22 protein-coding genes and 1 pseudogene are annotated in these 23,965 nt (G+C 66.6%); 14 read left to right on the top strand and 9 right to left on the bottom strand.

The window, feature by feature from the left end:
* Positions 1-3: 3 nt before the first annotated feature.
* Complete coding sequence (locus AC5Y46_RS00060; protein WP_499941370.1) at positions 4-159, bottom strand: hypothetical protein; 156 nt, start codon at positions 157-159, stop codon at positions 4-6.
* Between the two features lie 125 nt (positions 160-284).
* On the opposite strand from AC5Y46_RS00060, the gene AC5Y46_RS00065 reads away from it, so the two are divergent.
* The 7 genes from AC5Y46_RS00065 to AC5Y46_RS00095 all read left to right on the top strand — a co-directional run bounded on the left by AC5Y46_RS00065 (position 285) and on the right by AC5Y46_RS00095 (position 9,060).
* The gene (locus AC5Y46_RS00065) at positions 285-1,943 is read left to right on the top strand and encodes a nitric oxide reductase activation protein NorD (protein WP_499941426.1); all 1,659 of its coding nucleotides are present in this window, start codon (positions 285-287) and stop codon (positions 1,941-1,943) included.
* Positions 1,944-2,061: 118 nt separating this feature from the next.
* The gene (locus AC5Y46_RS00070) at positions 2,062-2,913 is read left to right on the top strand and encodes a CbbQ/NirQ/NorQ/GpvN family protein (RefSeq protein ID WP_499941368.1); all 852 of its coding nucleotides are present in this window, start codon (positions 2,062-2,064) and stop codon (positions 2,911-2,913) included.
* Positions 2,914-3,003: 90 nt separating this feature from the next.
* Entirely contained in the window at positions 3,004-4,116 is a 1,113-nt protein-coding gene (locus AC5Y46_RS00075) for an ABC transporter substrate-binding protein (protein ID WP_499941366.1), read from the top strand.
* Positions 4,117-4,126: 10 nt separating this feature from the next.
* The gene (locus tag AC5Y46_RS00080) at positions 4,127-5,275 is read left to right on the top strand and encodes a spirocyclase AveC family protein (protein WP_499989737.1); all 1,149 of its coding nucleotides are present in this window, start codon (positions 4,127-4,129) and stop codon (positions 5,273-5,275) included.
* Positions 5,268-6,269: an SDR family oxidoreductase gene (locus AC5Y46_RS00085; protein ID WP_499941362.1), complete on the top strand. Its 1,002-nt coding sequence runs from the start codon at positions 5,268-5,270 to the stop codon at positions 6,267-6,269. Before AC5Y46_RS00080 ends, AC5Y46_RS00085 begins: the two co-directional genes overlap by 8 nt.
* Positions 6,269-7,486 (top strand): cytochrome P450, encoded by a 1,218-nt coding sequence (locus tag AC5Y46_RS00090; protein WP_499941360.1) that lies wholly within the window; start codon positions 6,269-6,271, stop codon positions 7,484-7,486. The genes AC5Y46_RS00085 and AC5Y46_RS00090 overlap by 1 nt, the downstream gene beginning before the upstream one ends.
* Positions 7,487-7,575: 89 nt before the next feature.
* Positions 7,576-9,060, top strand: coding sequence for an aldehyde dehydrogenase family protein (locus tag AC5Y46_RS00095; RefSeq protein WP_499941358.1), 1,485 nt, complete (start codon positions 7,576-7,578; stop codon positions 9,058-9,060).
* Here the strand turns inward: AC5Y46_RS00095 and AC5Y46_RS00100 are convergent.
* Positions 9,032-10,030, bottom strand: coding sequence for an LLM class F420-dependent oxidoreductase (locus AC5Y46_RS00100; protein WP_499941356.1), 999 nt, complete (start codon positions 10,028-10,030; stop codon positions 9,032-9,034). The genes AC5Y46_RS00095 and AC5Y46_RS00100 overlap by 29 nt on opposite strands.
* A 118-nt stretch (positions 10,031-10,148) precedes the next feature.
* A pseudogene (locus AC5Y46_RS00105) lies at positions 10,149-10,322 on the bottom strand (hypothetical protein); the annotation flags it as partial.
* A gap of 611 nt (positions 10,323-10,933) precedes the next feature.
* On the opposite strand from AC5Y46_RS00105, the gene AC5Y46_RS00110 reads away from it, so the two are divergent.
* Positions 10,934-11,434, top strand: coding sequence for a hypothetical protein (locus AC5Y46_RS00110; RefSeq protein ID WP_499941354.1), 501 nt, complete (start codon positions 10,934-10,936; stop codon positions 11,432-11,434).
* Positions 11,435-11,764: 330 nt separating this feature from the next.
* On the opposite strand, the gene AC5Y46_RS00115 is transcribed toward AC5Y46_RS00110, so the two are convergent.
* The gene (locus AC5Y46_RS00115) at positions 11,765-13,192 is read right to left on the bottom strand and encodes a WS/DGAT/MGAT family O-acyltransferase (protein ID WP_499989738.1); all 1,428 of its coding nucleotides are present in this window, start codon (positions 13,190-13,192) and stop codon (positions 11,765-11,767) included.
* 105 nt (positions 13,193-13,297) lie between these two features.
* Here AC5Y46_RS00115 and AC5Y46_RS00120 point away from each other — a divergent pair, with 105 nt between their 5' ends.
* Complete coding sequence (locus AC5Y46_RS00120; RefSeq protein ID WP_499989739.1) at positions 13,298-14,446, top strand: thiolase family protein; 1,149 nt, start codon at positions 13,298-13,300, stop codon at positions 14,444-14,446.
* Positions 14,443-15,234, top strand: a complete 792-nt coding sequence (locus AC5Y46_RS00125; RefSeq protein ID WP_499941348.1) for a crotonase/enoyl-CoA hydratase family protein — start codon at positions 14,443-14,445, stop codon at positions 15,232-15,234. Before AC5Y46_RS00120 ends, AC5Y46_RS00125 begins: the two co-directional genes overlap by 4 nt.
* 101 nt (positions 15,235-15,335) lie before the next feature.
* On the opposite strand, the gene AC5Y46_RS00130 is transcribed toward AC5Y46_RS00125, so the two are convergent.
* Positions 15,336-16,352 (bottom strand): NAD(P)/FAD-dependent oxidoreductase, encoded by a 1,017-nt coding sequence (locus AC5Y46_RS00130; protein ID WP_499989740.1) that lies wholly within the window; start codon positions 16,350-16,352, stop codon positions 15,336-15,338.
* Entirely contained in the window at positions 16,349-16,849 is a 501-nt protein-coding gene (locus tag AC5Y46_RS00135) for an isoprenylcysteine carboxyl methyltransferase family protein (protein ID WP_499989741.1), read from the bottom strand. The genes AC5Y46_RS00130 and AC5Y46_RS00135 overlap by 4 nt, the downstream gene beginning before the upstream one ends.
* 268 nt (positions 16,850-17,117) lie before the next feature.
* Between AC5Y46_RS00135 and AC5Y46_RS00140 the strand changes: the two genes are divergently transcribed.
* Both AC5Y46_RS00140 and AC5Y46_RS00145 read left to right on the top strand, forming a co-directional pair.
* A complete protein-coding gene (locus AC5Y46_RS00140) occupies positions 17,118-18,275 on the top strand; it encodes an SDR family NAD(P)-dependent oxidoreductase (RefSeq protein ID WP_499989742.1) in 1,158 nt (385 codons plus the stop codon).
* Positions 18,272-19,009, top strand: coding sequence for a CPBP family intramembrane glutamic endopeptidase (locus AC5Y46_RS00145; protein WP_499989743.1), 738 nt, complete (start codon positions 18,272-18,274; stop codon positions 19,007-19,009). Before AC5Y46_RS00140 ends, AC5Y46_RS00145 begins: the two co-directional genes overlap by 4 nt.
* On the opposite strand, the gene AC5Y46_RS00150 is transcribed toward AC5Y46_RS00145, so the two are convergent.
* Both AC5Y46_RS00150 and AC5Y46_RS00155 read right to left on the bottom strand, forming a co-directional pair.
* Entirely contained in the window at positions 18,972-20,366 is a 1,395-nt protein-coding gene (locus AC5Y46_RS00150) for a DUF2867 domain-containing protein (RefSeq protein ID WP_499989744.1), read from the bottom strand. The genes AC5Y46_RS00145 and AC5Y46_RS00150 overlap by 38 nt on opposite strands.
* A gap of 78 nt (positions 20,367-20,444) precedes the next feature.
* A complete protein-coding gene (locus AC5Y46_RS00155; protein WP_499989745.1) occupies positions 20,445-21,257 on the bottom strand; it encodes an enoyl-CoA hydratase in 813 nt (270 codons plus the stop codon).
* 103 nt (positions 21,258-21,360) lie between these two features.
* Here AC5Y46_RS00155 and AC5Y46_RS00160 point away from each other — a divergent pair, with 103 nt between their 5' ends.
* Together AC5Y46_RS00160 and AC5Y46_RS00165 are read left to right on the top strand one after the other, a co-directional pair.
* Positions 21,361-22,440: a CaiB/BaiF CoA transferase family protein gene (locus tag AC5Y46_RS00160; RefSeq protein WP_499989746.1), complete on the top strand. Its 1,080-nt coding sequence runs from the start codon at positions 21,361-21,363 to the stop codon at positions 22,438-22,440.
* A 48-nt stretch (positions 22,441-22,488) separates the two neighbouring features.
* On the top strand, positions 22,489-23,241 hold the full coding sequence (locus tag AC5Y46_RS00165; RefSeq protein WP_499941337.1) for a 3-hydroxyacyl-CoA dehydrogenase: 753 nt from the start codon (positions 22,489-22,491) through the stop codon (positions 23,239-23,241).
* 373 nt (positions 23,242-23,614) lie between these two features.
* Here AC5Y46_RS00165 and AC5Y46_RS00170 read toward each other — a convergent pair whose 3' ends face one another.
* Positions 23,615-23,746 carry a hypothetical protein gene (locus AC5Y46_RS00170; RefSeq protein ID WP_142277073.1) on the bottom strand — a complete coding sequence of 44 codons (132 nt, stop codon included), beginning with the start codon at positions 23,744-23,746 and terminating at the stop codon, positions 23,615-23,617.
* Between the last annotated feature and the right edge of the window lie 219 nt (positions 23,747-23,965).

The following is a 23,965-nucleotide window of genomic DNA, read 5'->3' on the forward strand; positions in this document are numbered from 1 at the left end:
CAATCAGCGCGACGCCGTCAACGGCCGGTGGTAAGAGGGGCCGTCGGTGCCGTGCCGTGCCGTACGCGTCCCGGCCACCGGGGACCGCATGCAGTCGTGGGTCTCCGCGCGGTCGGTCCGGCGCCGGATCTGTTCTCGCAGTTCGCTGTCCGTGGTCATGCACCGGATCCTCTCGGTTGACTGCAATCGGACCGGACTCTACGGTGGAACAGATATTTGGTCAACGAAGGAGGGGCGTGGTCGGCGACACCCCTGATCACCAGGGCCACCACCAGGGTCTGGGCATGCTTGCTTCCGCGCTGGCCGGGCGGCCGATGGCGGTTGCCGCACTGCAGCCCGGTGAAGCACCGTGGACCGACGGCCAGACGATCTATCTCGATCCGTCCGGCGGCCGGCGCTACCAGCGCGAGGCGGTCGCGGTGCAGGCCTCGCTGATCGCAGCCGGCAGCCTCGAACCCGACGTGGTGCGTCCGCTGGTCCGGCACCGCAAGCTGGCCGGTCGCTACCTGGCGATCGAAGCGCACCGCGCGCTGTGCGCCAACCGGGACCTGTTGCCGAATCCGTTGGTGTCGTTGGGCAACCGCGACATCGCCGCCCTCAGCGACTCACCGATGGCGTCGCTGCGAATCGCCGAGGGGCGGACCGCAATCGACGATCCGGGCCCGGCCTTCGGCGTGATTCGCGCGGCCAAGGTGCTGGCCGCCAACACCCGGCGGGCAGAGCAACAGGATCAAGCGGACCCCAAGCATGTGCCGCGGGACCGCAAGGCTCAGGAGCCGGACCGGCTCGAGGAACTGGACGATGACGAGATCGACGATTCCGACGATCCGGATATGTTCACCAGCCCGGTGGGCGGGGGTGGGTTCATCGGCAAATGGCTCAAGAAGATGCTGTCGTCGGCGCGCAAGACCGGTAGTGGCGGCGGTCCGCCCGGCGCGGACACACCGACGCACCGCACCAACTCCGGAAAGCGTGGTGCGCATGCGGTGTCGTCGCTGGCGTCGACGTCCAGCGAGGAAGACCGGATCCACGATGCGCAAGCCGACGGCGCGCGGTACCCGGAATGGGACGCGGGGAACAAGCGCTACCGCCCCGGATGGTGCACCGTGCGCGAGATCCAACCGAAGATCAAACCGTCGGCCACCCAGGCCATCGACGACGCGATCGGCGTGCGGCGCCCGCTGTCCCGGCTGGGCATGGGGTTGCACCGGCGCCACCGCCAACCCCAAGGCGACGACATCGACATCGACGCCGCGGTGGAAGCCCGGGTAGAGGTGCGGTCGGGTTCGGCGCCCGACGAGGCGGTGTATCTGGACAGCCTGCGACGCAGGCGCGACCTTTCGGTGCTGCTGCTGCTCGACGTTTCCGGGTCGACGGCCGAACCGGGCACGGCCGGGCGCACGGTGCACGAACAACAGCGCGCGGCGGTCGCCAACCTGGCCGTCGCGTTGCACGACCTGGGGGACCGGGTGGCGCTGTACGCGTATTACTCGCAGGGCCGGGGCGCGGTGAGCATGGTGCCCGTCAAACGGTTCGACGACCATTTCGACACCCGGATCATGCGCCGCCTCAACAGCTTGGAGCCCGGGGCGTATTCGCGGCTGGGGGCGGCGGTCCGGCACGGTTCGACCGTCCTGGAGGCGCGCGGCGGCACGGCCCGGCGGTTGTTGGTGGTGCTGTCCGACGGGTTGGCCTACGACCACGGGTACGAACGTGCTTACGGGGCCGCGGACGCGCGCCGTGCGCTGTCCGAAGCCCGCCGCCGCGGTACCGGATGCGTGTGCCTGACCATCGGCGCGGGGACCGACGTGGAGTCGCTGCGTCGCGTCTTCGGCAGGACCGCGCACGCGACCATCGGCCGCCCGGACCAACTCGCCGGCGTGATCGGTCCGCTGTTCCGGTCCGCGTTGCGCTCGGCTGAGGTGCGTCGGCGGGTTTCCTAATCGCATGGAGCAGAACGGAGTTCGTGAGTCTCCCGGGCCGCTGGGGACACCCCGGCTGTCCGCTTGAAACAAACATCTGTTCCGGCTAAGCTCAAGCCACGGTGGCGGAAAGGAAGACATGTCAAACGAGTCCGGACTCGCTTACCGAAACGGCGCGACCCCCGAGGTGGATGACTTGCGGCCCTACTATCAAGCGGTCGGCCGCGAGGAGGCCGTCTTCAAGGCGGCCTACCGGCAAGGCCTGGCGCTGGTCCTCAAGGGGCCGACGGGCTGCGGCAAGACGCGGTTCGTCGAGGCCATGGCGCACGACCTGGGTAGGCCGCTGATCACCGTCGCCTGCCACGACGACCTGACCACCGCGGACCTCGTCGGCCGGTATCTGCTGCGTGGTGACGAGACGGTGTGGGTGGACGGTCCGCTGACCCGCGCGGTGCGCGAAGGCGCGATCTGCTATCTGGACGAGGTGGTGGAAGCCCGGCAGGACACCACCGTGGTGCTGCATCCGCTCGCCGATCACCGGCGACAGTTGCCCATCGAGCGGCTCGGTGAAACCCTGGACGCGGCACCCGGATTCGGCCTGGTGGTGTCCTACAACCCCGGCTATCAGAGTGTGCTCAAAGACCTCAAGGACTCGACGCGCCAACGCATGGTGGCCATCGAATTCGACTTTCCCACACCGGAAGTCGAAGAGAGAATTATCGCGCACGAGGCCGGGGTGGATGCCGGCACGGCGGCCGATCTGGTGCGTTTCGGGCAGGCTATCCGTCGGTTGGAGACCGGCGGCCTGCGCGAGGTCGCCTCGACGCGGGTGCTGATCGCGGCGGGCCGGCTGGTCGCCGAGGGTCTGACCATGTCGGAGGCGGCACTGGCGGCGATCGCCGGACCGCTCACCGACGACGTGGCGGTGGGGCGGGCGCTGGCCGAGATGATCGAGGTCTATCTGGGCGACACGGACCAATCCCGCAATTGACGCTACAAACCGCCCGGACTAGGGTCTGAACAAATATTAGGTTTTAACACGAGTACGTGCCGCCGCATTCGCGGCCGTCCGGGAGGCCAGATGTCCTACGAAAGCACCGCTGAGCCGATCAAGGTCGGCTATCTGATGGACTTCAAGCTGCCGCCCGGGTTTCCGGAAGAGCTGTTCGCCTCGTTCACCCGGACGTTCGAGCTCGTCTTCGAAGAGGCGCTGCAGCAGGGGTTGATGGACCGGCCCGTGCAGATGATCTATCGCGAGGTGGAAGGTCTGCCCAAAGGGTCGGTCAAGGCCGTGATCGACGCGTATGGCGAACTGGTCGACGAGGGCTGCCTGGTGGTCTTCGGCCCCAATATCACCGACAACTGTGTGCCGCTGCGTGAGGCCATCGAGGAACGCTTCAAGGTGCCTGCGATCAGCGTGACCGGCACCGACGACTGGCTGGGCGAGTGGACCTTTGCGTTCCCGCAGGGATCCATGACCGACGAGCCGATCTTTTTGGCCGACCTCATCGCCAAACGAGAACTCACCGAGATCGGGGTCCTGGTCGAGCGGAGCCTGATCGGTGAGAGCTATCTGAAGAACCTGCGAAGTGCCTGTGGGCGCAAGGGAATTCGGATTGTCGCCGAAGTGTCGATCGCCCAGACGGCTCAGGACATCAACGCTGCCGTGCAGACGCTGCACGAGGCGAAGGCCGAGGCGATCGTGCACCTGGGCTTCGGCTTCGGAATCGTCTTCGTCAACCCCGCACTCGAGGGGCTCGGCTGGGACCCGCCGCGCTTCAGCACCACCGCGTGGCAGAACGCCTGGGTCAACCCGATCATGTGGAACGCGTTCATGGGTTGGATCGGGGTCGACCAGTACGACGAGGCGAACCAGGTAGGGCAGGACTTCCTCGACGCCTACGCGCAGAAGTACAACGGCAGCCGTCCCGAGTATTGCGTGACCGTGGTGAACCGCGACGTCGCCGCGACGCTGGTGCGGGCGTTCACCGACGCCCACCCGCTCAGCCCGCGTGGCGTGAAGGAGGCGCTGGAGCGGGTGAAGATGCTGCCCGCGGCGTCGGGGGCACCCGGCACCCGGGTGTCGTTGGGCAAGTGGACCCGCCGTGCCTGGATGGGTGCCGGGTATCTGGTGGCGCGGACCCTGGACGCCGACGGCGTCAACTCCCACCTGGTGGACCGCTTCGGAGAGTGAGGCGCACGCAATGAGCACTGACCAGTCCATACCGCTTGTGGCAGAACAGAAGACACCGCAGCGAGCCGGAAAGCGCAAGTGGGGCGGGTGGATTGCCGCTGCTGCGCTGGCAGCGTTCGCGCTGTTCTTCATCGTGAACTGCCGGAAGGCCCTCGGCCCACGCGTCGCCAATCCCAACGTGCAGGGCCGGCCGCGTCCCGTCGAGTTCATGTTCGGCCTGGACTACATCACGTTCCTGGACAGCGCGACTGCGGTGGCGCTGGTCGTGCTCGTGGCGGTGTTCGTCAGGGGCTGGCGGCGGAATCCGGGCAGCCCGGCGATGCTGATGTTCTTGTGCACCACCTTGATCGTGTGGCAGGACCCGATCATGAACTGGGCGCCGTTCGCGGTCTACAACCCCGACCTCATCCACTGGCCGGAGTCGTGGCCGCTGGTCTCGCTGTCGCCGACGGTGGAACCATTCGTCGTATTCGGTTACGTGATGTTCTATTTCGGCCCGTACTTCCCAGGGGTATGGATCCTGCGCAAGCTGCAGGCCAGAAAGGGTCCCGAGCATTTCGTGTCGCGGCACCCGTTGATCTGCCTGGGCTCGATAGTCCTGGTGATCGGCTTCGTCATGGATGCCATGCTGGAGAACACGTTGGTCCACTGGGGCATGTACATCTACTCGCAGGTGATTCCGTGGGGCTCCATTTTCACCGGCACCACCTTCCAGTTCCCGTTGATCTGGGAGTCGTTTTCGGTGACGTTCGTGATGGTGCCCGCGGCGATCCTGGTCTATCGCGACGACACCGGGAAGTCGGTGGCCGAGAAGCTGGCCGCGAAAGCCAAGATCTTCCCGAGCAGGCCGGTATTGGGCACGTTCCTGGTGATGTTCGTCATCATCAACGTGTCCTACTTCGCCTACGGCGGATGGTTCGCCGCGATCAAGGCCAGCAAGCTGGCGACGTCGGTGGCCTGCCCGTGGCCCTACCCTGAAGCCAAAGTCTATGACCCGCAAGGGTTTTACGAGAAATCCGGCGCCCAAGGGCCGTTCTCAGTCGGCATCTGGTCGACCTGGATGAGCGGACAGCCCGACGGGCGGCCACATGTCGATCCGCCGCCGCCGGGACAAGGTCCGTGCGCGGCACAGAATCAAGTCGCCGACAAGAATGGCTGAACCGCGCGCCGTCGTCATCACCGGCGCTTCCCGAGGTCTCGGATTCGCCTCGGCCGTACGGCTGTACCGCGAAGGGTGGCGGGTAGTGGCGGCCATGCGGCCACCGGAGGGCGGAATGCCGTTGCTGCGTCAGGCGACCGGTGCCGACGAAGACGACGACCGACTGCGCTGCGTGCAGCTCGACCTGCTGGACCCGGCGTCGATTTCCGCGGCTGCCAAGACGATCGAGGAAACCGTCGGCGCTCCCTACGCGTTGGTGCACAACGCTGGAATATCCGCCGCCGGGATGGTGGAAGAGACCGATATGGCGTTGTGGCAGAAGATGTTTGCCACCAGCGTCCTGGGTCCCGTGGCGCTCACCCAGGCGTTGCTGCCGTCGATGCGGGCGGCGGGGCAGGGGCGGATCGTGTTGGTGTCCAGCGCGGCCGGGGTGCGCGGTCAGCCGGCGACGGCGCCCTATTCGGCGGCCAAGGGCGCGCTGGAACGGTGGGGCGAGTCGATGGCATGTGAGATCGCACCCTTCGGCCTCGGTGTCACGGTCCTGGTGTCGGGCACCTATGACACCGACATCATCACCGACGCAGGCACGACCGACGACCGTGACTTCGCCGGTCCGTATGCCCGGCTGCACAACTCCATGAACACCCGGGGCAGGTTCGCGATGAAACTCGCCCGTCCACCAGAGCGATTCACCGACGGACTGCTCAAAGCGCTCGCGGACCAGGCCCCGTTCCGCCGTCGCGGCGTCGGCCCGGATGCCTCGATGTTGTTGGCGTTCAGCCGACTTCTTCCCGCCGCCGGCATGCACCACATGTCACGGATCGTGCTGGGGATACCGCGACAAGGCGCGATGCGCGACGGGGCCTGGCCACTGACGGTCGACCAGAAAGCGATGGTGGCGGCCGCGCGCGTGCTGCCCCAACCCGTACTGCAGCGCTTGGCGACATTGGCGGCCCGGCGTGGCAAAGCAGCCGAGGATGGTGAAAGGCACTGATGGAACAGCTATTTGACGACCTGAATGATTTCGGCGCCTTCGACGACGCGATATCCGGTGACGTGCGTGACCCATACACCGAACTGGCGAGACTGCGCCGTGAGGAACCGGTGCAGCGGCTCGAGACTTCGGGGGCACTTCCGCACGAGGAATCGCTGCCGATGTTCATCGTGTATCGCCACGAAGACATTCAGCAGATGCTGCGCGACAACGAAACCTTCTCGTCGGCCGCCGTCATCGCGGCGTTCGGCCCGGTGCTGGGCGAACGCGTGATGCTGGGGATGGACGAGCCGATCCACGGCAGGTTGCGGTCGCTGGTGTCAAAGGCGTTCTCGCAGAAGTCGTTAGCGCGGTGGCAGGACGAGTTGGTCGGTCGGGTGGCCAACGGTCTGATCGACGAGTTCGCCCCCAACGGCAAGGCAGATCTGGTGAAGGAGTTCACCTTCGACTACCCGAGCCAGATCATCGCGGGCCTGTTGGGGTTGCCGGAGGAGGACTACCCGCAGTTCCAACGATGGTCGATCTCGCTGCTGAGCTGGCTGATGAACCCCGAACGCGGACTCGCGGCCGCCGCGGCGTTGTGCGAGTATTTCGCGCCGATCCTGGAAGCGCGGCGCGCCGAGCCGAAAGACGACCTGATCAGCGCTCTCGGCGCGGCCGAGATCGACGGCGAGATGCTGGCGGACGAGGAGATCTTCTCGTTCCTGCGGCTACTGCTGCCGGCCGGTGTCGAGACCACGTACCGGTCGCTGGGCAGCCTGCTGCTCGCGCTGCTGAAAGATCCCGAGCAGCTGGAGGCGATCCGGGCGGACCGCTCGCTGTTACCGCAGGCGATCGAAGAGGGCGTGCGGTGGGAGTCGCCCTTGCTCACCATCACCAGGGTGGCCACCCGCGACACCGAACTGGGCGGGGTGGCGATTCCGGCCGGCGCCACGGTGATGCCGATGCTGGGTTCGGCCAACCGTCAGGAAGACCGCTATCCCGACCCGGACACGTTCGACATCCACCGTCAGGCCCGGGCACACCTGGGGTGGGGGCACGGCGTGCACGTCTGCCTGGGCATGCACCTGGCTCGACTGGAGATGCGCACCGCGATCAATCTGCTGCTGGACCGGCTGCCGAATTTGCGTCTGGACCCCGACGCGGACGACCCGCACATCCGCGGGCAGGTGTTCCGGTCGCCGACGGCGGTGCCGGTGCTTTTCGACCCGCAGTAGGGGGCTCTGCGAGTTGCAACTTGCCAATCGGCTAGTTTCCGGTAAGGCTCTCTGTAGCCCGTTTAACGAGTCAGAAGAAAGTGACAGATATGGCTGACACTGTAAAGGTCCGGTTCGAGCCGAAGATGATGATCGACGGCAAGCTCGTCGACGGGCAGGCCGGCACCTTCACCAACATCAACCCGGCCACCGAGGAGTCGCTCGGTGAGGTCGCCGACGCCTCCAAGCAGGACATGCACCGGGCCATCGACGCCGCCCGGCGCGCTTTCGACGAGACCGACTGGTCGACCAACCGCGAACTGCGCAAGCGGTGTCTGCTGCAGCTGCACGACGCGATCGAGGAGGAGAAGGAAGAGCTGCGTGAGGAGCTCATCCTCGAGGTCGGGTCGCCGCGCGCAATCACCTTCGGCCCGCAGCTGGACGCCCCGCTGGCCGACGGGCTGAAGTACCCGGCCCGGCTGATCGACGAGTACGCGTGGGAGACCGACCTGGGCGACCGGGTGATCAGCCTGACCGGAACGAACACGACGATCAAGGTCTGGCGCGAGCCCGTCGGCGTGGTCGGCGCGATCGTGCCGTGGAACTTCCCGTTCGAGGTCACCATCAACAAGCTCGGCCAGGCGCTGGGTACCGGGAACACCGTCGTGCTCAAGCCGGCACCCAACACGCCGTTCAACGCCACCCGGCTGGGCCGGCTGATCGCCGAGAAGACCGACATCCCGGCCGGTGTGGTCAACGTCGTGACCGCGTCGGATCACTTTGTGGGCGAGGAACTCACGCTGTCGCCGAAGGTCGACCTGATCTCGTTCACCGGGTCGACGGTGGTCGGCAAACGGATCATGGAAAAGGGCGCCGCGACGATGAAGCGGCTGTTCCTGGAGCTGGGCGGTAAGTCGGCCACCATCGTGTTGGAGGACGCCGACTTCGGCATGGCCTGCGCGATCGGCATCGCGCCGTGCATGCACGCCGGGCAGGGTTGCGCGAACCCGACCCGGATGCTGCTGCCGCGCTCGCGCTACGAGGAGGGCGTGGCGATCCTGAAGAGCATCTACGAGAACGTCACGTGCGGTGACCCGCAGGACCCCGGAACCCTGTGCGGCCCGGTCATTTCCGAGCGGCAGCGCGATCGGGTGATGGGCTACATCCGCAAGGGTGTCGAAGAAGGTGCCACCGCCTTGGTCGGCGGCCCCGACGCGGAAACCGGCTTCGACAAGGGATTCTTCGTGCGCCCAACGCTTTTCACCGACGTCGACAACTCGATGACGATCGCGCAGGAGGAGATCTTCGGCCCGGTGCTGTCCGTCATCCCGTTCGACGACGAGGAAGACGCCATCCGGATCGCCAACGACAGCAAGTACGGACTGGCCGGCAACGTGATGTCCGGTTCGCTGGAGCGTTCCCTGGCGGTGGCGCGGCGCATCAAAGCCGGCTTCATGGGCGTCAACGGCGGCGCCGCATACGGCGCGGACGCCCCCTTCGGCGGCTACAAGGACAGCGGCGTCGGGCGCCAGAACGGTGTGGCCGGCTTCGACCAGTACACCGAGATCAAGTCCGTGGGGTATCCGGCGCAGTAACGCTTCGCGGCGCGAGCTGCGGCATGACCTCGGAGGCGACAAGCTCAACGTGATCGAGGTCGTCGATATCTCTGATCATGAGATGGATGCGGCTGACCCCGATTTCGGCGTGGCGGCCGAAGTTGTCGACTAGTTCGGCAGGAGATCCGGCGCCTCCGTTTCGGGTCAACTCCTCGACACTGCGTCCCATCGCCGCGGCCCGCGATGCGACCTCTGCGTCGGTGCGGCCGCAACACAACACCAGGGTGTTGGACAGCTTGACCTCGGCGGGATCCCGGTTGATAGCCCGGCACGCTTGGCGGACTCGCTCGAACTGTACGACAGCGGCGTCGGTTCCTGTCGGCGGGGAATTGAACGGATCGTCTGAGTCTGTTCTGGCCGACAGATGATTGAATTCGTCGGCGTAACGGGCGCTGAGCGCTGGGGTCCGCACCGCGCCGGCGCCTCCAATGATGACCGGGGGACCGCCTGGCTGGTAGGGCTTGGGCAGCGCCGGGCAGTCATCGAGGCGGAAATATTTACCGCGGTAACTGAAGCGGTCACCGATCGAGGTGCGCCATAAGCCGAGGATCACTGCCAGTGATTCTTCTAGGCGGTCGAAGCGCTCCTTGCCGGAGGGAAACGGAATGCCGTATGCGCGGTGCTCGGGCTCATACCAGCCGGCTCCCAGGCCGAACTCGACCCGACCACCGCTCATTTGGTCGATCTGGGCGACTTGTATGGCCAACGAACCCGGGTGCCGAAACGTCGCTGCAGTCACCAGCACCCCGAGTCGGATGCTAGTGGTCTCGCGAGCGAGCCCCGCCAAGGTCACCCAGGCATCGGTCGTTCCCGGCGGCTGCTCACCCCAGTAGTGGTCGCCCCGGAAAAACCCTGAATAGCTACACTCCTCGGCGGTTTGCGCCAGCCGTAGGTGTTGTTCGTACAGCGCCGATCTCGATATCGGCGCCGCAAAGACTGTTAACTCCATAGGGGTATGGAGGTGTGTACGTTGCCGCGCCGCACCGGCGCAGCTTCCGAAAGATCGTAAGTCACAATGCCATTCGCAACATTGACGATGCCCATGCGAAGCTCCTCGCAGGAGTCGCCTAATCGTAGGTGGGGCGCGGCGACCTGAACATGTTGCGGCGCCGCCAAATTGCACCGACGATGCCAGCTTCAAGCCTCATGATTGCCCTGCCTTGCCCGCCCCGCCCTGAGCGGGACTTGCCTGCGCCCTCGTTATGACGACGAATTGCCTTCTGGCCCTGCCCGAATGGGCCACGAAAGTTGAGTCGGTCGTACCCGTGTTTCGGTTACAGCAAACGTTGCGACTATGCCTACGGCGCGACCCCGAAGGGGGAGTGCTCGGCCTTTCTCGCCGCTGATGATCGCCACGCAGCGCACAGCAGACGTTCGTGCTGGCGGCGACCGTGCCCGCCGAGGTAATCCCGGGAATGGCGCCACAACATTCCTGACCGCATATGAGGTTTTCGAGGGAAACTGGCGGTGCTCTGAATTTGGGGTTTGCCGAAATGAAAGCACGGGTAGATATCCGGATAAGTTTGCTGGCGCTTCGGGCGAAGCCGGTGGTAGCTCGTAGACCGAGGGGTGGAACAGTTATGAAAGGCGCCTGCCCGTTGCGTTAGCGCTGCGAGGATCGGCGCCGTTGTGCGGAACTCCAATGGCGATTCAGTCGGATAATTGATGCCAATACACGTGTGTTTGTGCGGGCTGTTTGTACTAAGGGTATTTCACTGACAATCCCGCGCATCGCCTATTTGACGTGTGCCGACATGCGATGTGTCCAACAATGTTGGAACCAATAGAGCAAGTGCTCCCCGAAAAGCGTTTCGGGGGCAGCAATCCAATGGCAAAAGATAGGTAAAAGGCAATGACTAAGCAAATCACACTCGCGGCAGCAGCGGCAGCACTCGCCGCCCTGCTGACTGCTCCCACGGCAACCGCGGAGCCCGCACCGGGCGCACCCCCGGCGCCCAACGGCCTCTACACCATCCACGAGTGGGCAAATACCAATCCGGCCAGCGAGGAATATCCCACGTATCAGCGGCAGATCGAAGCCGGCGCGCCGGGGACGTTTACCGTCATGGGTCCAAAGATCCAGTTGGTGTACGAGTGGAAGAACAACAGCGCAACCAACGAACAGGTTTGGTACGCGCTGAAGCCCGGCGGGTTAGTCGACATGGAGTGCAAGGTCGGGCAAGCGAAGAACGCGCCGGAAGAGGTCGTGCTTCATCCGGAGGGCGACAGGCTGGTCGGCTACGTAAGGATCATGTGGTCGCCTGAGTTTCCGGGCTGCCCTGACCCCGCGACCGGCCAGGTGTCAACCGACTACACGCCGGCGACACATCGTCTCGAGTTCGTCCCGGCCTGATCCGATCCCGGCCAACCTGGTGAGTTGGTCGAGTTGGTCTGACTGACCGGACACGAGAGTCCAACAGTTCTTCACACGTGAAGAGTTCGCCGGTGCCGCCCCTCGAGGGTCCAAGCACACGCATCAGCAGCGCGGATGAGCGGAACAGCTGACGCTGGGTCCTTGTGTCCGTTGATCGGGCGGCAGTCGGCGATCACTTTGCGCGCGATCCTCATGTCGTTGCGTGCGTCGGCGAAAAGCGTTGGGCGCACGCACCATCGGCCTCCGACGCCCCTCGGGACGCCGGGGCGGCATTCTTCGACATGGTCGTCGAACCCGTCCCGTGACGATCTATACGGTAGCCGGGCTCATCGCGGAGTCGACCCGCGCGAGTTCCCCGGAAAGGCCTGCCGCGGTGCGGATTTCGCTGAATGCGTGCACCATCGCGTCGGTCGCCTCGTGTGGGTCGGTCAGGGTTTGGTCGTCGGCGATCACCGAGACGTTGAGCTGGTCGACGTAGCTCCACACGGTGAAGTTGATGCCACAGGCGGCCATCAGCGGGCCCACCGAATAGATCTCGCTGATCGGGGCTCCGGCGAAATGGCCGCGTTCGCGCGGCCCGGGCACATTGGAGATCGGGACGTTGAACAGCTTGTTCTGGGACTGCCGTTTCGCCAGCCACCGGAAGGTGGCGGGCGCGGCCGCCGGCGGTAGATAGTCGATCAGCCGGCCCGTCAGCTCCGGACCCAGCAACTCGTTGTTCTCTTTGGCGATCGCGCTGCCCACCGCGGTCAGTCGCACCCGCTCCAACGGATCCTCGACATGGGTGGGTAGCGACACCACCATGCCACCGAGCTCGTTGCCGCTGATCCGGTCCGGGGACTTGTCGGTGCTCGCCGGGACCGACGCGACGATGGGCTGGTCCGCCTTGCCGTCGTAGCGCAGTAACAGCTCCCGCAGCGCGCCCGCGGCGGTGGCCAGCACCAGGTCGTTGATGGTGATGGTCAGGTGCTTGCTCGTCTCTTTGACCTGGGCGAGCGAGAGCGTGGCGGTGGCGAACGTCCGGACCGGGCTCAGTACGTGGTTGATGAAGGTCGGCGGCGCCTGCAGCCAGTCGGCGACGTCTGGTTGCTCGTCACGCTCGCGGGCGCGGCGTCGCATCCGGCGCACGCCGGTGACTGCGTCACCGATCAACCCGGGCAGCGCGGCGATCTGCTGGGCGTGGTCGCGTCCGGCCGCCTGCAGCAATTCCGAGGTCGTCGGGGGAGCGCAATCTTTCGCACCGGGCCCGTCGCCGATCGAACCGCTCTCGTCCATCAGCCTGGCTACCAGGTTGGCCGAGGCGACCCCGTCGGCCAGGGCGTGATGCATCTTGCCGATCAGCGCGAACCTGTCACCGGCGAGACCCTCGGCGAAGTGGAACTCCCACAACGGGCGGCTGCGGTCCAGGGGTGTGCTGGCGATCTCCCCGACGATCCGGTCGAACTCGCGGCGACCTCCGGGTGCGGGCACGCGCACCTGGCGCAGGTGGTAGTCGAGGTCCACCTCGCAGTTCTCCAGCCACATCGGATGATGCAGCCGCCACGGAATGTTGACGAGTTGGAAGCGCAACGGGTCCAGCAGCGGCAGCCGTTGTCGCAACGTGCGCCGGAACAGGTCGAAGGTGAACTCGCCGGCGAAATCCGAGGCGTCGATGACCGCGATCTTCAACGTGTGCGTGTGCAGGTTCGGCGTTTCGCTGTAGAGCAGCATCGCGTCCATGCCGTTGAGCCGCTTCACGTGACCATTATCACGCCCGGTCAGCGAAACCCACCCCGCCCTTTCACCGGCCAACGCGTTGGTTGACAATCGGAGGAGATAACACGTGTCAAAGGAGACAAACTCATGGCTGAAGCCGTCATCGTCGAAGCAGTGCGTTCCCCGATCGGCAAGCGCAACGGCGGGCTGTCCGGGGTGCACCCGGCCGAACTGTCCGCGCAGGTCCTCAACGGTCTGGTCACCAAGGCCGGCATCGACCCCGAGCTGGTCGACGACGTCATCTGGGGCTGCGTGATGCAGGCCGGCGAGCAGGCCCTCGACATCGGCCGCACCGCCCTGCTCACCGCGGGCTGGCCCGAAACGGTGCCCGGCGTGACCGTCGACCGCCAGTGCGGCTCCAGCCAGCAGTCGGTGCACTTCGCCGCCGCGGGCGTGGTGGCCGGCCACTACGACGTGGTGGTTGCGGGGGGCGTCGAGTCGATGTCGCGCACCCCGATGGGAGCGTCGCTGGCCAACGGCGGGCGGCCCTACCCCGAGAACTTCCTCTCCCGCTACAACGGCCAGATCCCCAACCAGGGCATCGGCGCGGAGATGATCGCCGAGCAGTGGGGCTTCGACCGCCGCACGCTCGACCAGTTCTCCCTGGACTCGCACGAAAAGGCTGCGGCCGCACAAGATTCCGGTGCTTTCGACGACCAGATCGTGGGCATCAAGGACGCTGACGGAAACGTGATCCTCAAGGACGAGGGCATTCGCCGCGGCACCCCGATGGAGAAGATGGCGTCGCTGAAGCCGGCGTTCAAGGAGGACGGCGTGATCCACGCCGGCAACTCCTCGCAGATCTCCGACGGCTCGGCCGCGCTGCTGTTCATGTCCGCCGAGAAGGCCAAAGAAATCGGCGCCAAGCCGATCGCGAAGGTGCACACCGCCACCCTGGCCGGCGCCGACCCGGTGATCATGCTGACCGCTCCCATCCCGGCCACCCAGAAGGTGCTCAAGCGCTCCGGGCTGTCCATCGGCGACATCGGCGCCTACGAGGTCAACGAGGCGTTCGCGCCGGTGCCGTTGGCCTGGCTGAAGGACATCGGCGCCGACGAGTCCAAGCTGAACCCCAACGGCGGCGCGATCGCGCTGGGTCACCCGCTCGGTGGCTCCGGTGCCCGCATCATGACCACGCTGCTGTATCACATGCGGGACAAGGGGATTCGGTACGGGCTGCAGACGATGTGTGAGGGCGGCGGGCAGGCCAACGCCACCATTCTCGAGCTGCTGTGACAGACGGGCCGGGCGCTCTGACCGAGCGCCGCGGCAATGTCCTGATCATCACGATCAACCGGCCCGAGGCGCGCAACGCGATCAATGCCTCGGTCAGCATTGCCGTGGGCGACGCGCTGGAGGAGGCGCAGCACGATCCCGAAGTGCGGGCGGTGGTGATCACCGGCGCGGGCGACAAGTCGTTCTGCGCCGGCGCCGATCTGAAGGCCATCGCCCGCCGGGAGAACCTGTACCACCCCGAGCATCCCGAATACGGGTTCGCCGGCTACGTGCACCACTTCATCGACAAGCCGACCATCGCCGCGGTCAACGGCACCGCGCTGGGTGGGGGCACCGAACTGGCGCTGGCCAGCGACCTGGTGGTGGCCGAGGAGCGCGCCCGGTTCGGGCTGCCGGAGGTCAAACGCGGGTTGATCGCGGCCGCCGGTGGGGTGTTCCGGATCATGGATCATCTGCCGCGCAAGGTGGCGATGGAGCTGTTGATGACCGGCGAGCCGCTGAGCGCGGCCGACGCCCTGCGGTGGGGTCTGATCAACCAGGTTGTCACGGACGGTTCGGTGCTTGATGCCGCGTTGGCGCTGGCCGAGCGGGTGACCGGGAACGCACCGCTGTCGGTGCAGGCCAGCAAGCGCATCGCCTACGGCGTCGACGACGGCGTGATCACCGGCGACGAGCCGGGCTGGGAGCGCACCGTGCGCGAGATGAAGACGCTGCTGCGCTCCGAGGACGCCAAGGAAGGTCCGCTGGCGTTCGCCGAGAAGCGGGAGCCGGTCTGGAAGGCGCGCTGAGTTGCGTTAGTAGGGCGAGCAGACGCAAAAGCCCCCATTTCGTACCGAAATGAGGGGCTTTTGCGTCTGCTCGCGGGGGGCCCCGGGGCCCGGGGGCGCCCCTACGACGCCAATTTGTTGACGCCCCAACGGAACAGCGGCGGCAGCAACGCGCAGGCGGGCACCAGGGCACGTCGTGCGGGCGGCGGTGTACTGGCCAGCACCAAACCTCGGGTAAGCCACCGGTAGTCGCGGGTGACGCGGTGCCATGCGCGCTCGTAGGACTGCGGCGCGTCGTCGATGATGGCAGCCACCGCGGCCGCGGCCTGCTTGACCGCCAGGCTGATGCCCTCACCGGTCAGCGCATCCTCATAGCCCGCGGCGTCCCCCACCAGCAGCACCCGACCGGCCACCCGCCGCGACACCACCTGCCGCAACGGCCCGCAACCCCGCGCCGGTCCGCGCTCGGCGTCGCGCAGCTGCGGCGCCAGCGTCGGGAACCAGTCCAGTTCGGGCCGCTGCCGGGACAGGATGGCCACGCCGACCAGGTCCGGTTCCACCGGCGTCACGTACGCCTCGCCCCACCGCGACCAGTGCACCTCGACGAAATCCGACCAGGCCGGCACCCGGTAATGCCAGCGCAGACCGTGCCGGCGCGGCGTACCCGCGGTCGCCTTGATCCCGACGGCCCGCCGCACCGCCGAATGCAGCCCGTCGGCACCCACCAACCATCGGACACGCACACCCGCGGCGCTGACCCCGTGCGCGTCCTGCGCGACGGCGGACACCTTGGCCCGGATCCATTCGGCGTCCTGCTCTTTGGCGCGCGCGGCCAGCGCGGCATGCAGAGTGGTGCGACGCACCCCCCGCCCCGGCCCGGTACGGAAACAGGCCTGCGCGCGCCGGTCCTCGGAGACATAGGCGATGCCACGAAACGGCATTCCGGCGGGGTCCACGCCCAGCGAGGTCAGTTCAGCCAGCCCGCCGGGCATCAGACCCTCGCCGCACGCCTTGTCGATCGGGTTCTCCCGCGGTTCGGCCACGATCACCGAAAGCCCTTGCGCGCGTGCGTGTAACGCCGCGGCCAGACCTCCCGGCCCGCCGCCGACGACCAGCACGTCCGCGTCGTAGTCCGTCATGTGTAACCCAGCGCCGAGTTCTCCACCCGCAACCGGACCGTGAGCAGCGCCGCATTGGCCACGGTGAAACATGCCGTGGTCAGCCACGCGGTGTGCACCAGCGGCAGCGCGATGCCCTCGGCGACCACGGCGACGTAGTTGGGGTGGTTCATGAACCGATACGGGCCGCGCTTGACCAGTTGGGCATGGGGCAGCACGATCACCCGGGTGTTCCACCGCTTGCCCAGCGACCTGATACACCACCAGCGCAGACCCTGCGACAGTGCCACCACGACCAGCATCGGCCAACCCAGCCACGGAACGAACGGCCGGTGCAGCGCCCAGGGTTCGACGAGACAGCCCACCAGCAGCGCGGTGTGCAAGGCGACCATGACCAGATAGTGGCGACGGCCGAACTCCCTGGCGCCTTGCCCGAAGGACCACTTCGCGTTGCGCCGCGACACCACCAGCTCGGCGACGCGTTCCAGCGCCACGGCCAGGATCAGCAGGTAGTACACGGCTTCACCATCTCAAAGGCGCCGGCGCCGGAGCCCGGGGGGATGGGCGTCACCGAGCAATCTTCGCGCTGAACCGTGGGGGAACGTAATCCGACCGCTCCCGGGCGCGCGGCACCGCCACCAGGATGCGAGGCCCGCCATATCAGGGTCACGACGTCGCCGCCCGATCGGTTCAAACGGGCGTGACCTGCAACGATTTGCGACGGCCCCGGGTGGGGTACGTATCCGGAGGGGATTTCGCGGGCGACGAGCAGATAGGTTGTGCAGTATGCGGATTCTGGTGACGGGTGCCACCGGATACATCGGGTCACGGCTGGTGACGGCCCTGTTGGCGGACGGTCACCAGGTGCTGGCCGCCAGCCGGAACGTCAAACGCCTGAAGGAATTCGGCTGGTACGACGAGGTCACCCCGGTGAGGCTGGACGCGGCGGATCCGTCCTCCCTGACGTCGGCGTTCGGGACCGCCGCAGACACCGGCGATCCCGTCGACGTGGTCTACTACCTGGTCCACGGCATCGGCCAGGCCGACTTCCGCGACGCTGACCGCACCGCGGCAGCCAATATGGCCGTCGCGGCCAAGGAGGCCGGCGTGCGCCGCATCGTCTACCTGGGCGGCTTCGTGCCCGAGGACGACACGCTGTCCGACCACCTGGCCAGCCGCGCCGAGGTCGCCGAAGCGCTGACGATCGAAGGCGGCCCGGAATTGGTGTGGCTGGGTGCGGCCATCATCATCGGTGCCGGGTCGACGTCATTCGAGATGCTGCGCTACGTGTCCGACCGGTTCCCGCTTCTGCCGATCCCCAGTTGGCTGGACAACCCCATCGATCCGATCTCCATCCGCGACGTGCTGCATTACCTCGTCGCCGCGGCCGATCCCGAGCAGGTACCGGCAGGTGCCTACGACATCTCCGGCCCGGACACCACCTCTTACCGCGGGTTGCTCAAGACGTACGCGCGGGCCTCGGGCCAGTGGCGAGCCGCGCTGCCGGTGATCGGGATCAACACCGCACTGGCATCGCGGGTGACCGCGCTGGCGCTGCCGGTGCCCGCCGGGCTGGCCGGCGACCTGGTGGAGTCACTGGATCATCCGATGCGCGCCTCGGGGAGCGGCCTGAAAGACAAAGTGCCCGACCCGCCGGGCGGCCTGCTGAACGTCGAGGAGTCCATCGTCCTGGCGCTGGCCGGCACCAAGCGAGCGCCCCGGCCGGTCGACGCCCTGGCCGATCCGCACGATCTGGCCGACACCGATCCGATCTGGGCCGGGGGTGACGCGCTGCGCATCCGGAGGCTGGCCCGCACCATCACGCCACCCTTCGCGCGCCACACTCTAGGGTTGGTCAACATCGTCCCCGGCCCCGTGGCCGCGGCGGTGCGAACCAGCCTCGACATCCTGCTCTCCCTGACCCCGAAAGTACGCATTGCATGAGCCAGTCCACCGCTGCTCCCTGCACCCCGCCCCACCGCACCAACCCGTTCCAGGAATTCCGCCGCGCGATAACCAATGTCGCAGTGCCCCACCACGAATCACCACGCGTCATACTGCGACGGCGCATCGTCGTCGCCATCACCCTGGTGCTCGGTGCCGTGGTGTTGGGATTCTCGCTGCGCAGCAAACCTGGCGATCCGGCGTTCTATTGGCTGACGCTGACGTTGGCGGCGGTCTGGTTTGCCGGTTCGTTCATATCCGGCCCGCTGCACCTGGGCGGTATCTGTTGGCGCGGGCGCAACCAGCGTCCGGTCATCACCGGGACAGTTACCGGTCTGCTGCTCGGCGGCGCGTTCGTGGTCGGGGCATTGATCGTCCGGGAGATAACGCCGGTCGCGGACCTGATCACCCGGGTGTTGCTCTACGCGAACCAGGGTGCCTTCTGGCTGGTCGTGCTGATCACCGTGATCAACGGTGTCGCCGAGGAGACCTTCTTCCGTGGTGCGCTCTATACCGCGCTGGCCCGGCACCATCCGCTGGTGATCTCCACGGTGCTGTACGTGTTCGCCACCATGGCCTCCGGCAACTACATGCTGGGGTTCGCCGGCATCATCTTGGGCACCGTCAACGCCCTACAGCGCCGTGCCACCGGGGGAGTGCTGGCGCCGATGCTCACGCACTTCTTCTGGGGCCTGATCATGGTGCTCGTGTTGCCCCCTCTGTTTGGGGTTTGACGATCTGCAGGTGTCTGACCACCGTCAGGCGACTGTCGACGTCGCGGGCCAGCGCCCGTAGCGCGGCCAGCCGAGCCGGGCGCACCGCCCGCCAGTAAACGCGGCCCGGAATCCCCAGCGGTACGAAGGTCGCCCGCTGTGTGTACAGGCTGCCGCTGCCGTTCTGCGGTGTCACCGTCAGTTCCAGCCATTCCCGCCCGGGTGCGCGTCCGGGGCCGCGCAACCTCAGCATGCGTCCGGGTCCACGTTCGCAGGCCTGCCAGCCGCGGCCGATGGCGGCAAGCTCGGCGGCGCGCCAGACGTCGTCGGGTTGCGCGGTGCTCGAGACGGTCCGCACGTCGACGTAGGACACCGCGCCCGCCCAATCGGGGTCGCTGGGCAGCGGGTCGGCCGGTTCGGACTCCAGCGAATCCCAGCTCGGCTCGGCGCGGCCCTGGGACGCTCGGCGCAGCGCGAGTTCGATCGCGCTGCGGTAACCGGTCAAGCCGCGCGACGGCGGGTCGATGACGGTGTCGACGTCGGAGTTGCGCATCACGGCATCGCATTCCAGGGATTCGACCAGTGGGCGCGCCAGGCCCGACGGGATCGGGGTCACCGCACCCACCCACACGCTGGCGATGGCCGGGGTCAGGAACGGCAACACGATGATGCGGCGCGGCTGCAGTCCGGCGACCTCGGCGTAGAGGCGCATCATGTCGCCGTACTCCAACACGTCCGGCCCGCCGATGTCCCACGTCCGCGACTCGGGCACCTTTGCCGTCGCCGCGCCGACCAGGTAGTGCAGCGCGTCGCGCACGGCGATCGGCTGGATTCGGTTGTGCACCCACTGCGGCGTCGTCATCACCGGCAACCGGTCGGTGAGATGCCGGATCATCTCGAACGACGCCGACCCCGACCCGATCACCACACCGGCTTGGAGGACGACGGTTTCGATGCCCGAGCCGATCAGGCGATCGCCCACCGCTTTACGCGACTCGAGATGTTCGGACAGCCGGCTGTTCTCGGGATGCAACCCGCCCAGGTAGACGATGCGTCGTACCCCGGTGCGCCGTGCGGCCGTCACGACGTTGCGGGCCGCTTCGGCTTCCTTGTCGGCGAAATCCTTCGACCCGCCCATCGAATGAACCAGGTAGTAGACGACGTCGACCCCGTCGAACGCCTCGGCCAGCGAGTCGGCGTCACTCAGATCACCCGCAGCCACTTCCACCCGGTCCCGCCAGGGCACGTCGTCCAGCTTTTCCGGCGTGCGGGCCAGCGCCCGCACCTGATGGCCGACGTCCAGTAATCGCGGTATCAACCGGCCGCCGATGTAGCCGGTAGCGCCGGTAACCAAACAACGAACCTGGTCAGCCGTCACAGATTTCTGCTCCGTTCTCGTCTGTCAGTCATTCGGAACCGACTCGAGGACGGATTGCCCGCGTTGTGCCGACGAAACTCAGGAATCGCTGAAGTTGGGCGCGCGGCGTTCCTGGAATGCCTTGGTGCCTTCTTTGAAATCGGGTGCCTGCAGCAACCCGGACTGGCCGTCGAATTCGCGCTCGAGCGCCGGATCCAGTTCGGTCAGCGTGGCCGCGTTGATCGCCGCCTTCGTCTTGGCGAATGCCACTGCCGGCCCGGACACCAACCGGGCGATCACCTTGTCCACCTGGGCGTCGAACTGTTCGGCGGGATAGACCTCGGTCACCAGACCCCACTGCAGGGCCTCGGCGGCGGTCAACCGCTCGGGCAGCAGGGCCATCCGCATGGCGCGGACCCGGCCGATGGCGGCGGCGATCAGAGCCGACGCGCCGCCGTCGGGCATCAACCCGATCTTGGTGAACGCCAGCATGAAAAACGCCTTCTCCGAAGCCAATACGACGTCACAGGACAGAGCGATGGACACCCCTACGCCGGCCGCGGGCCCCTGCACGACGGCGACCACCGGATGCGGCAGCGCCGTGATCGCACGGATCAGCCGGTTGATCTCCAGGATGATCTCGTCGGGCGGCGCCCCGCCGCTACCGGACATGTCGTCGGCGCTGATCCCCGCCCCGGAGCTGAAGCCGCGACCGGCTCCACCGAGTCGCACCACCTTGACCGCGGGATCGCCGGCCGCGCGTTCCATGGCGTCGGCCAGTCCGGTGATCACCGGGGTGACCAGCGAGTTGAGGCTGTCCGGACGGTCGATGGTCACCGACAGCACACCGTCGGTCAGCTTGACGTCGAGGCCGTCGACGGGTGGCAAGGACGCGATTCCTGATTCGGGCATGCGTCTGAGATTAAGCGACCAGCACGCACGGTCCGACACCGCGGCTGCGAATATGTGATCAACCGGTTGTTAGGCAACGAAGCTGACGGAAGGTCGAAACATCATGGCGGGACCCCTGCACGGATTGCGCGTTATCGAGCTGGCCGGCATCGGCCCCGGCCCCCACGCCTCGATGATCCTGGGTGACCTCGGCGCCGACGTGGTCCGCGTCGAGCGCCCCTCGACCAGTAAGAGCAACGCCGTCAAGGACACCACCAACCGCAACCGCCGGCTGGTGTTCACCGACCTGAAGTCCGACGAGGGTCGCCAACAGGTGCTCGAGCTCGTCGCCAAGGCCGACGTGCTGATCGAGGGTTACCGGCCCGGTGTCACCGAGCGTCTGGGCCTGGGTCCCCAGGACTGCGCCAAAGTCAACGACCGGCTGATCTACGCCCGGATGACGGGCTGGGGCCAGACCGGGCCGCGCAGCCAGCAGGCCGGTCACGACATCAACTACATCTCGCTGAACGGCATCCTGCACTCGATCGGGCGGGCCGGCGAACGTCCGGTGCCGCCGCTGAACCTGGTCGGTGACTTCGGTGGGGGCTCGATGTTCCTGCTGCTGGGCATCCTGTCGGCGCTGTTCGAGCGGCAGCAGTCCGGAAAAGGTCAGGTCGTGGATGCCGCGATGGTCGACGGGTCCAGCGTGCTGATTCAGATGATGTGGCAGTTCCGTGCCTCCGGCATGTGGACCGACGTGCGGGGCACCAACATGCTCGACGGCGGCGCGCCGTACTACGACACCTACGAGTGCGCCGACGGTCGCTACGTCGCCGTCGGCGCGATCGAGCCGCAGTTCTACGCGGCGATGCTGACCGGGTTGGGTCTCGACGGTGCCGACCTGCCGGGTCAGAACGACATCAGCCGCTGGCCGGAACTGCGGGCGATCCTGACCGAGACGTTCGGCAGCCGCGACCGCGACCACTGGGCCAAGGTGTTCGCCGACTCCGACGCCTGCGTGACGCCGATCCTGGCGTTCGGCGAGGTGCAGACCGAGCCGCACATCACCGAGCGTGACACCTTCTACGAACTGGACGGTGGTCTGCAGCCGATGCCGGCGCCGCGATTCTCCCGGACCCCGGCCGATACTCCTCGGCCGGCGGAGTTGGGGGACGTCGAAGCGGTGCTGCAGGACTGGGTATAGTCCCGACCAACCAGTAGGTCGGCTAGCCGGAGCGGAAGGAAACACAGCGTGGAGATCAAGGACGCCGTTGCAGTCGTCACCGGGGGAGCGTCAGGTCTGGGCCTGGCAACCACCAAGCGACTGCTGGACGCGGGAGCTCAGGTCGTGGTGCTGGACTTGCGGGGCGGCGACGCGGTCAGCGAGCTGGGGGATCGTGCCCGCTTCGTCGAGGCCGACGTCACCGACGAGGCTGCCGTCGGCGCCGCACTGGACGTCGCCGAATCGCTGGGCACCCTGCGCATCAACGTCAACTGCGCAGGTATCGGCAACGCGATCAAGACTCTGTCCAAGGACGGACCGTTCCCGTTGGACGGGTTCAAGAAGGTCGTCGGCGTCAACCTGATCGGCACGTTCAACGTGCTGCGGCTATCGGCCGAGCGCATCGCCAAGGCCGAGCCGATCGGGGAGGAGCGCGGCGTCATCATCAACACCGCTTCGGTTGCCGCGTTCGAAGGCCAGATCGGCCAGGCCGCCTACTCGGCGTCCAAGGGCGGTGTCGTCGGCATGACCCTGCCGATCGCCCGCGACCTGTCGCGCGAGCTGATCCGCGTGGTGACCATCGCACCCGGGTTGTTCAAGACGCCGCTGCTGGGTTCGCTGCCCGAAGAGGCGCAGCAGTCGCTGGGTAAGCAGGTGCCGCACCCGGCCCGACTGGGCGACCCCGACGAGTACGGGGCGCTGGCCGTGCACATCATCGAGAACCCGATGCTCAACGGCGAGGTGATCCGTTTGGACGGCGCGATCCGGATGGCGCCGCGGTAACTGGTCTGCGGCGTTTGGGCGTGAAGTCTGGGCGTTGGGCGTGAAGCCTGGGCGTTGGGTGTGAAGTCTGGGCGTTGGGCGTGAAGTCTGGGCGTTGCGGGTGAAGTCTGGGTGGAGATCGGGTCGACTATCCCGCCCTGAGTTCACCCGCAACGCCCTGAGTTCACACCCGACGCCAACGCTTCACACCCGACGCCAACGCTTCACACCCGAGGCCAACGCCTCACCCCCGACGAACCAAAAGCCCCCCGACAAACCAAAAGCCCCCCGCCACAGCGGGGGGCTTGGAGCTAGAAAGCTAGCTATCGACGGAACCACCGGGTCGCGGTGGGTTCGGCCATTAGCAGCCGTGCGATTACGCCCATGATTTACCTCAGCTCGCCGTAGGCAGGGGTTGCCAGTCTTCGAACTGCTCGGAGGTCTCGCCCTCGACAAGCATGTCGCCGTGGTAGAGAGCCTCGAAGTCAGCCTTGATGACATCGGCACTGGTGTCGTCGATCCACATGACATTGAGCGTAAGAGCCGCCATTAAGGAATCTTTGAGTCACGATTCGGAAAATGATGGCAATTCTTACCGACGGGTAGGTTCGCCGAGATCGCGCGAGAATACCCATTTCAAAGCCGGATGAACCATGCCGGACCTGCGCTCGTATCACCCACAGGGTCTTGTTTGACACTTGTAAGTTAACGTTGCTAAGTTATCGCGGTACGGTGCGGGTCCGGG

The organism is Mycobacterium sp. NGS59, from assembly GCF_059812345.1.

What these genes read in the sequence shown, in the direction of transcription:
- AC5Y46_RS00130 (WP_499989740.1), bottom strand. Translation starts at nt 16,352, where the DNA reads ATGACGGACTACGACGCGGACGTGCTGGTCGTCGGCGGCGGGCCGGGA.
- AC5Y46_RS00065 (WP_499941426.1), top strand. Translation starts at nt 285, where the DNA reads ATGCTTGCTTCCGCGCTGGCCGGGCGGCCGATGGCGGTTGCCGCACTG.
- AC5Y46_RS00145 (WP_499989743.1), top strand. Translation starts at nt 18,272, where the DNA reads ATGAGCCAGTCCACCGCTGCTCCCTGCACCCCGCCCCACCGCACCAAC.
- AC5Y46_RS00100 (WP_499941356.1), bottom strand. Translation starts at nt 10,030, where the DNA reads ATGGAGTTAACAGTCTTTGCGGCGCCGATATCGAGATCGGCGCTGTAC.
- AC5Y46_RS00140 (WP_499989742.1), top strand. Translation starts at nt 17,118, where the DNA reads ATGCGGATTCTGGTGACGGGTGCCACCGGATACATCGGGTCACGGCTG.
- AC5Y46_RS00095 (WP_499941358.1), top strand. Translation starts at nt 7,576, where the DNA reads ATGGCTGACACTGTAAAGGTCCGGTTCGAGCCGAAGATGATGATCGAC.
- AC5Y46_RS00155 (WP_499989745.1), bottom strand. Translation starts at nt 21,257, where the DNA reads ATGCCCGAATCAGGAATCGCGTCCTTGCCACCCGTCGACGGCCTCGAC.
- AC5Y46_RS00120 (WP_499989739.1), top strand. Translation starts at nt 13,298, where the DNA reads ATGGCTGAAGCCGTCATCGTCGAAGCAGTGCGTTCCCCGATCGGCAAG.
- AC5Y46_RS00075 (WP_499941366.1), top strand. Translation starts at nt 3,004, where the DNA reads ATGTCCTACGAAAGCACCGCTGAGCCGATCAAGGTCGGCTATCTGATG.
- AC5Y46_RS00085 (WP_499941362.1), top strand. Translation starts at nt 5,268, where the DNA reads ATGGCTGAACCGCGCGCCGTCGTCATCACCGGCGCTTCCCGAGGTCTC.
- AC5Y46_RS00080 (WP_499989737.1), top strand. Translation starts at nt 4,127, where the DNA reads ATGAGCACTGACCAGTCCATACCGCTTGTGGCAGAACAGAAGACACCG.
- AC5Y46_RS00160 (WP_499989746.1), top strand. Translation starts at nt 21,361, where the DNA reads ATGGCGGGACCCCTGCACGGATTGCGCGTTATCGAGCTGGCCGGCATC.
- AC5Y46_RS00110 (WP_499941354.1), top strand. Translation starts at nt 10,934, where the DNA reads ATGACTAAGCAAATCACACTCGCGGCAGCAGCGGCAGCACTCGCCGCC.
- AC5Y46_RS00090 (WP_499941360.1), top strand. Translation starts at nt 6,269, where the DNA reads ATGGAACAGCTATTTGACGACCTGAATGATTTCGGCGCCTTCGACGAC.
- AC5Y46_RS00170 (WP_142277073.1), bottom strand. Translation starts at nt 23,746, where the DNA reads ATGTGGATCGACGACACCAGTGCCGATGTCATCAAGGCTGACTTCGAG.
- AC5Y46_RS00060 (WP_499941370.1), bottom strand. Translation starts at nt 159, where the DNA reads ATGACCACGGACAGCGAACTGCGAGAACAGATCCGGCGCCGGACCGAC.
- AC5Y46_RS00070 (WP_499941368.1), top strand. Translation starts at nt 2,062, where the DNA reads ATGTCAAACGAGTCCGGACTCGCTTACCGAAACGGCGCGACCCCCGAG.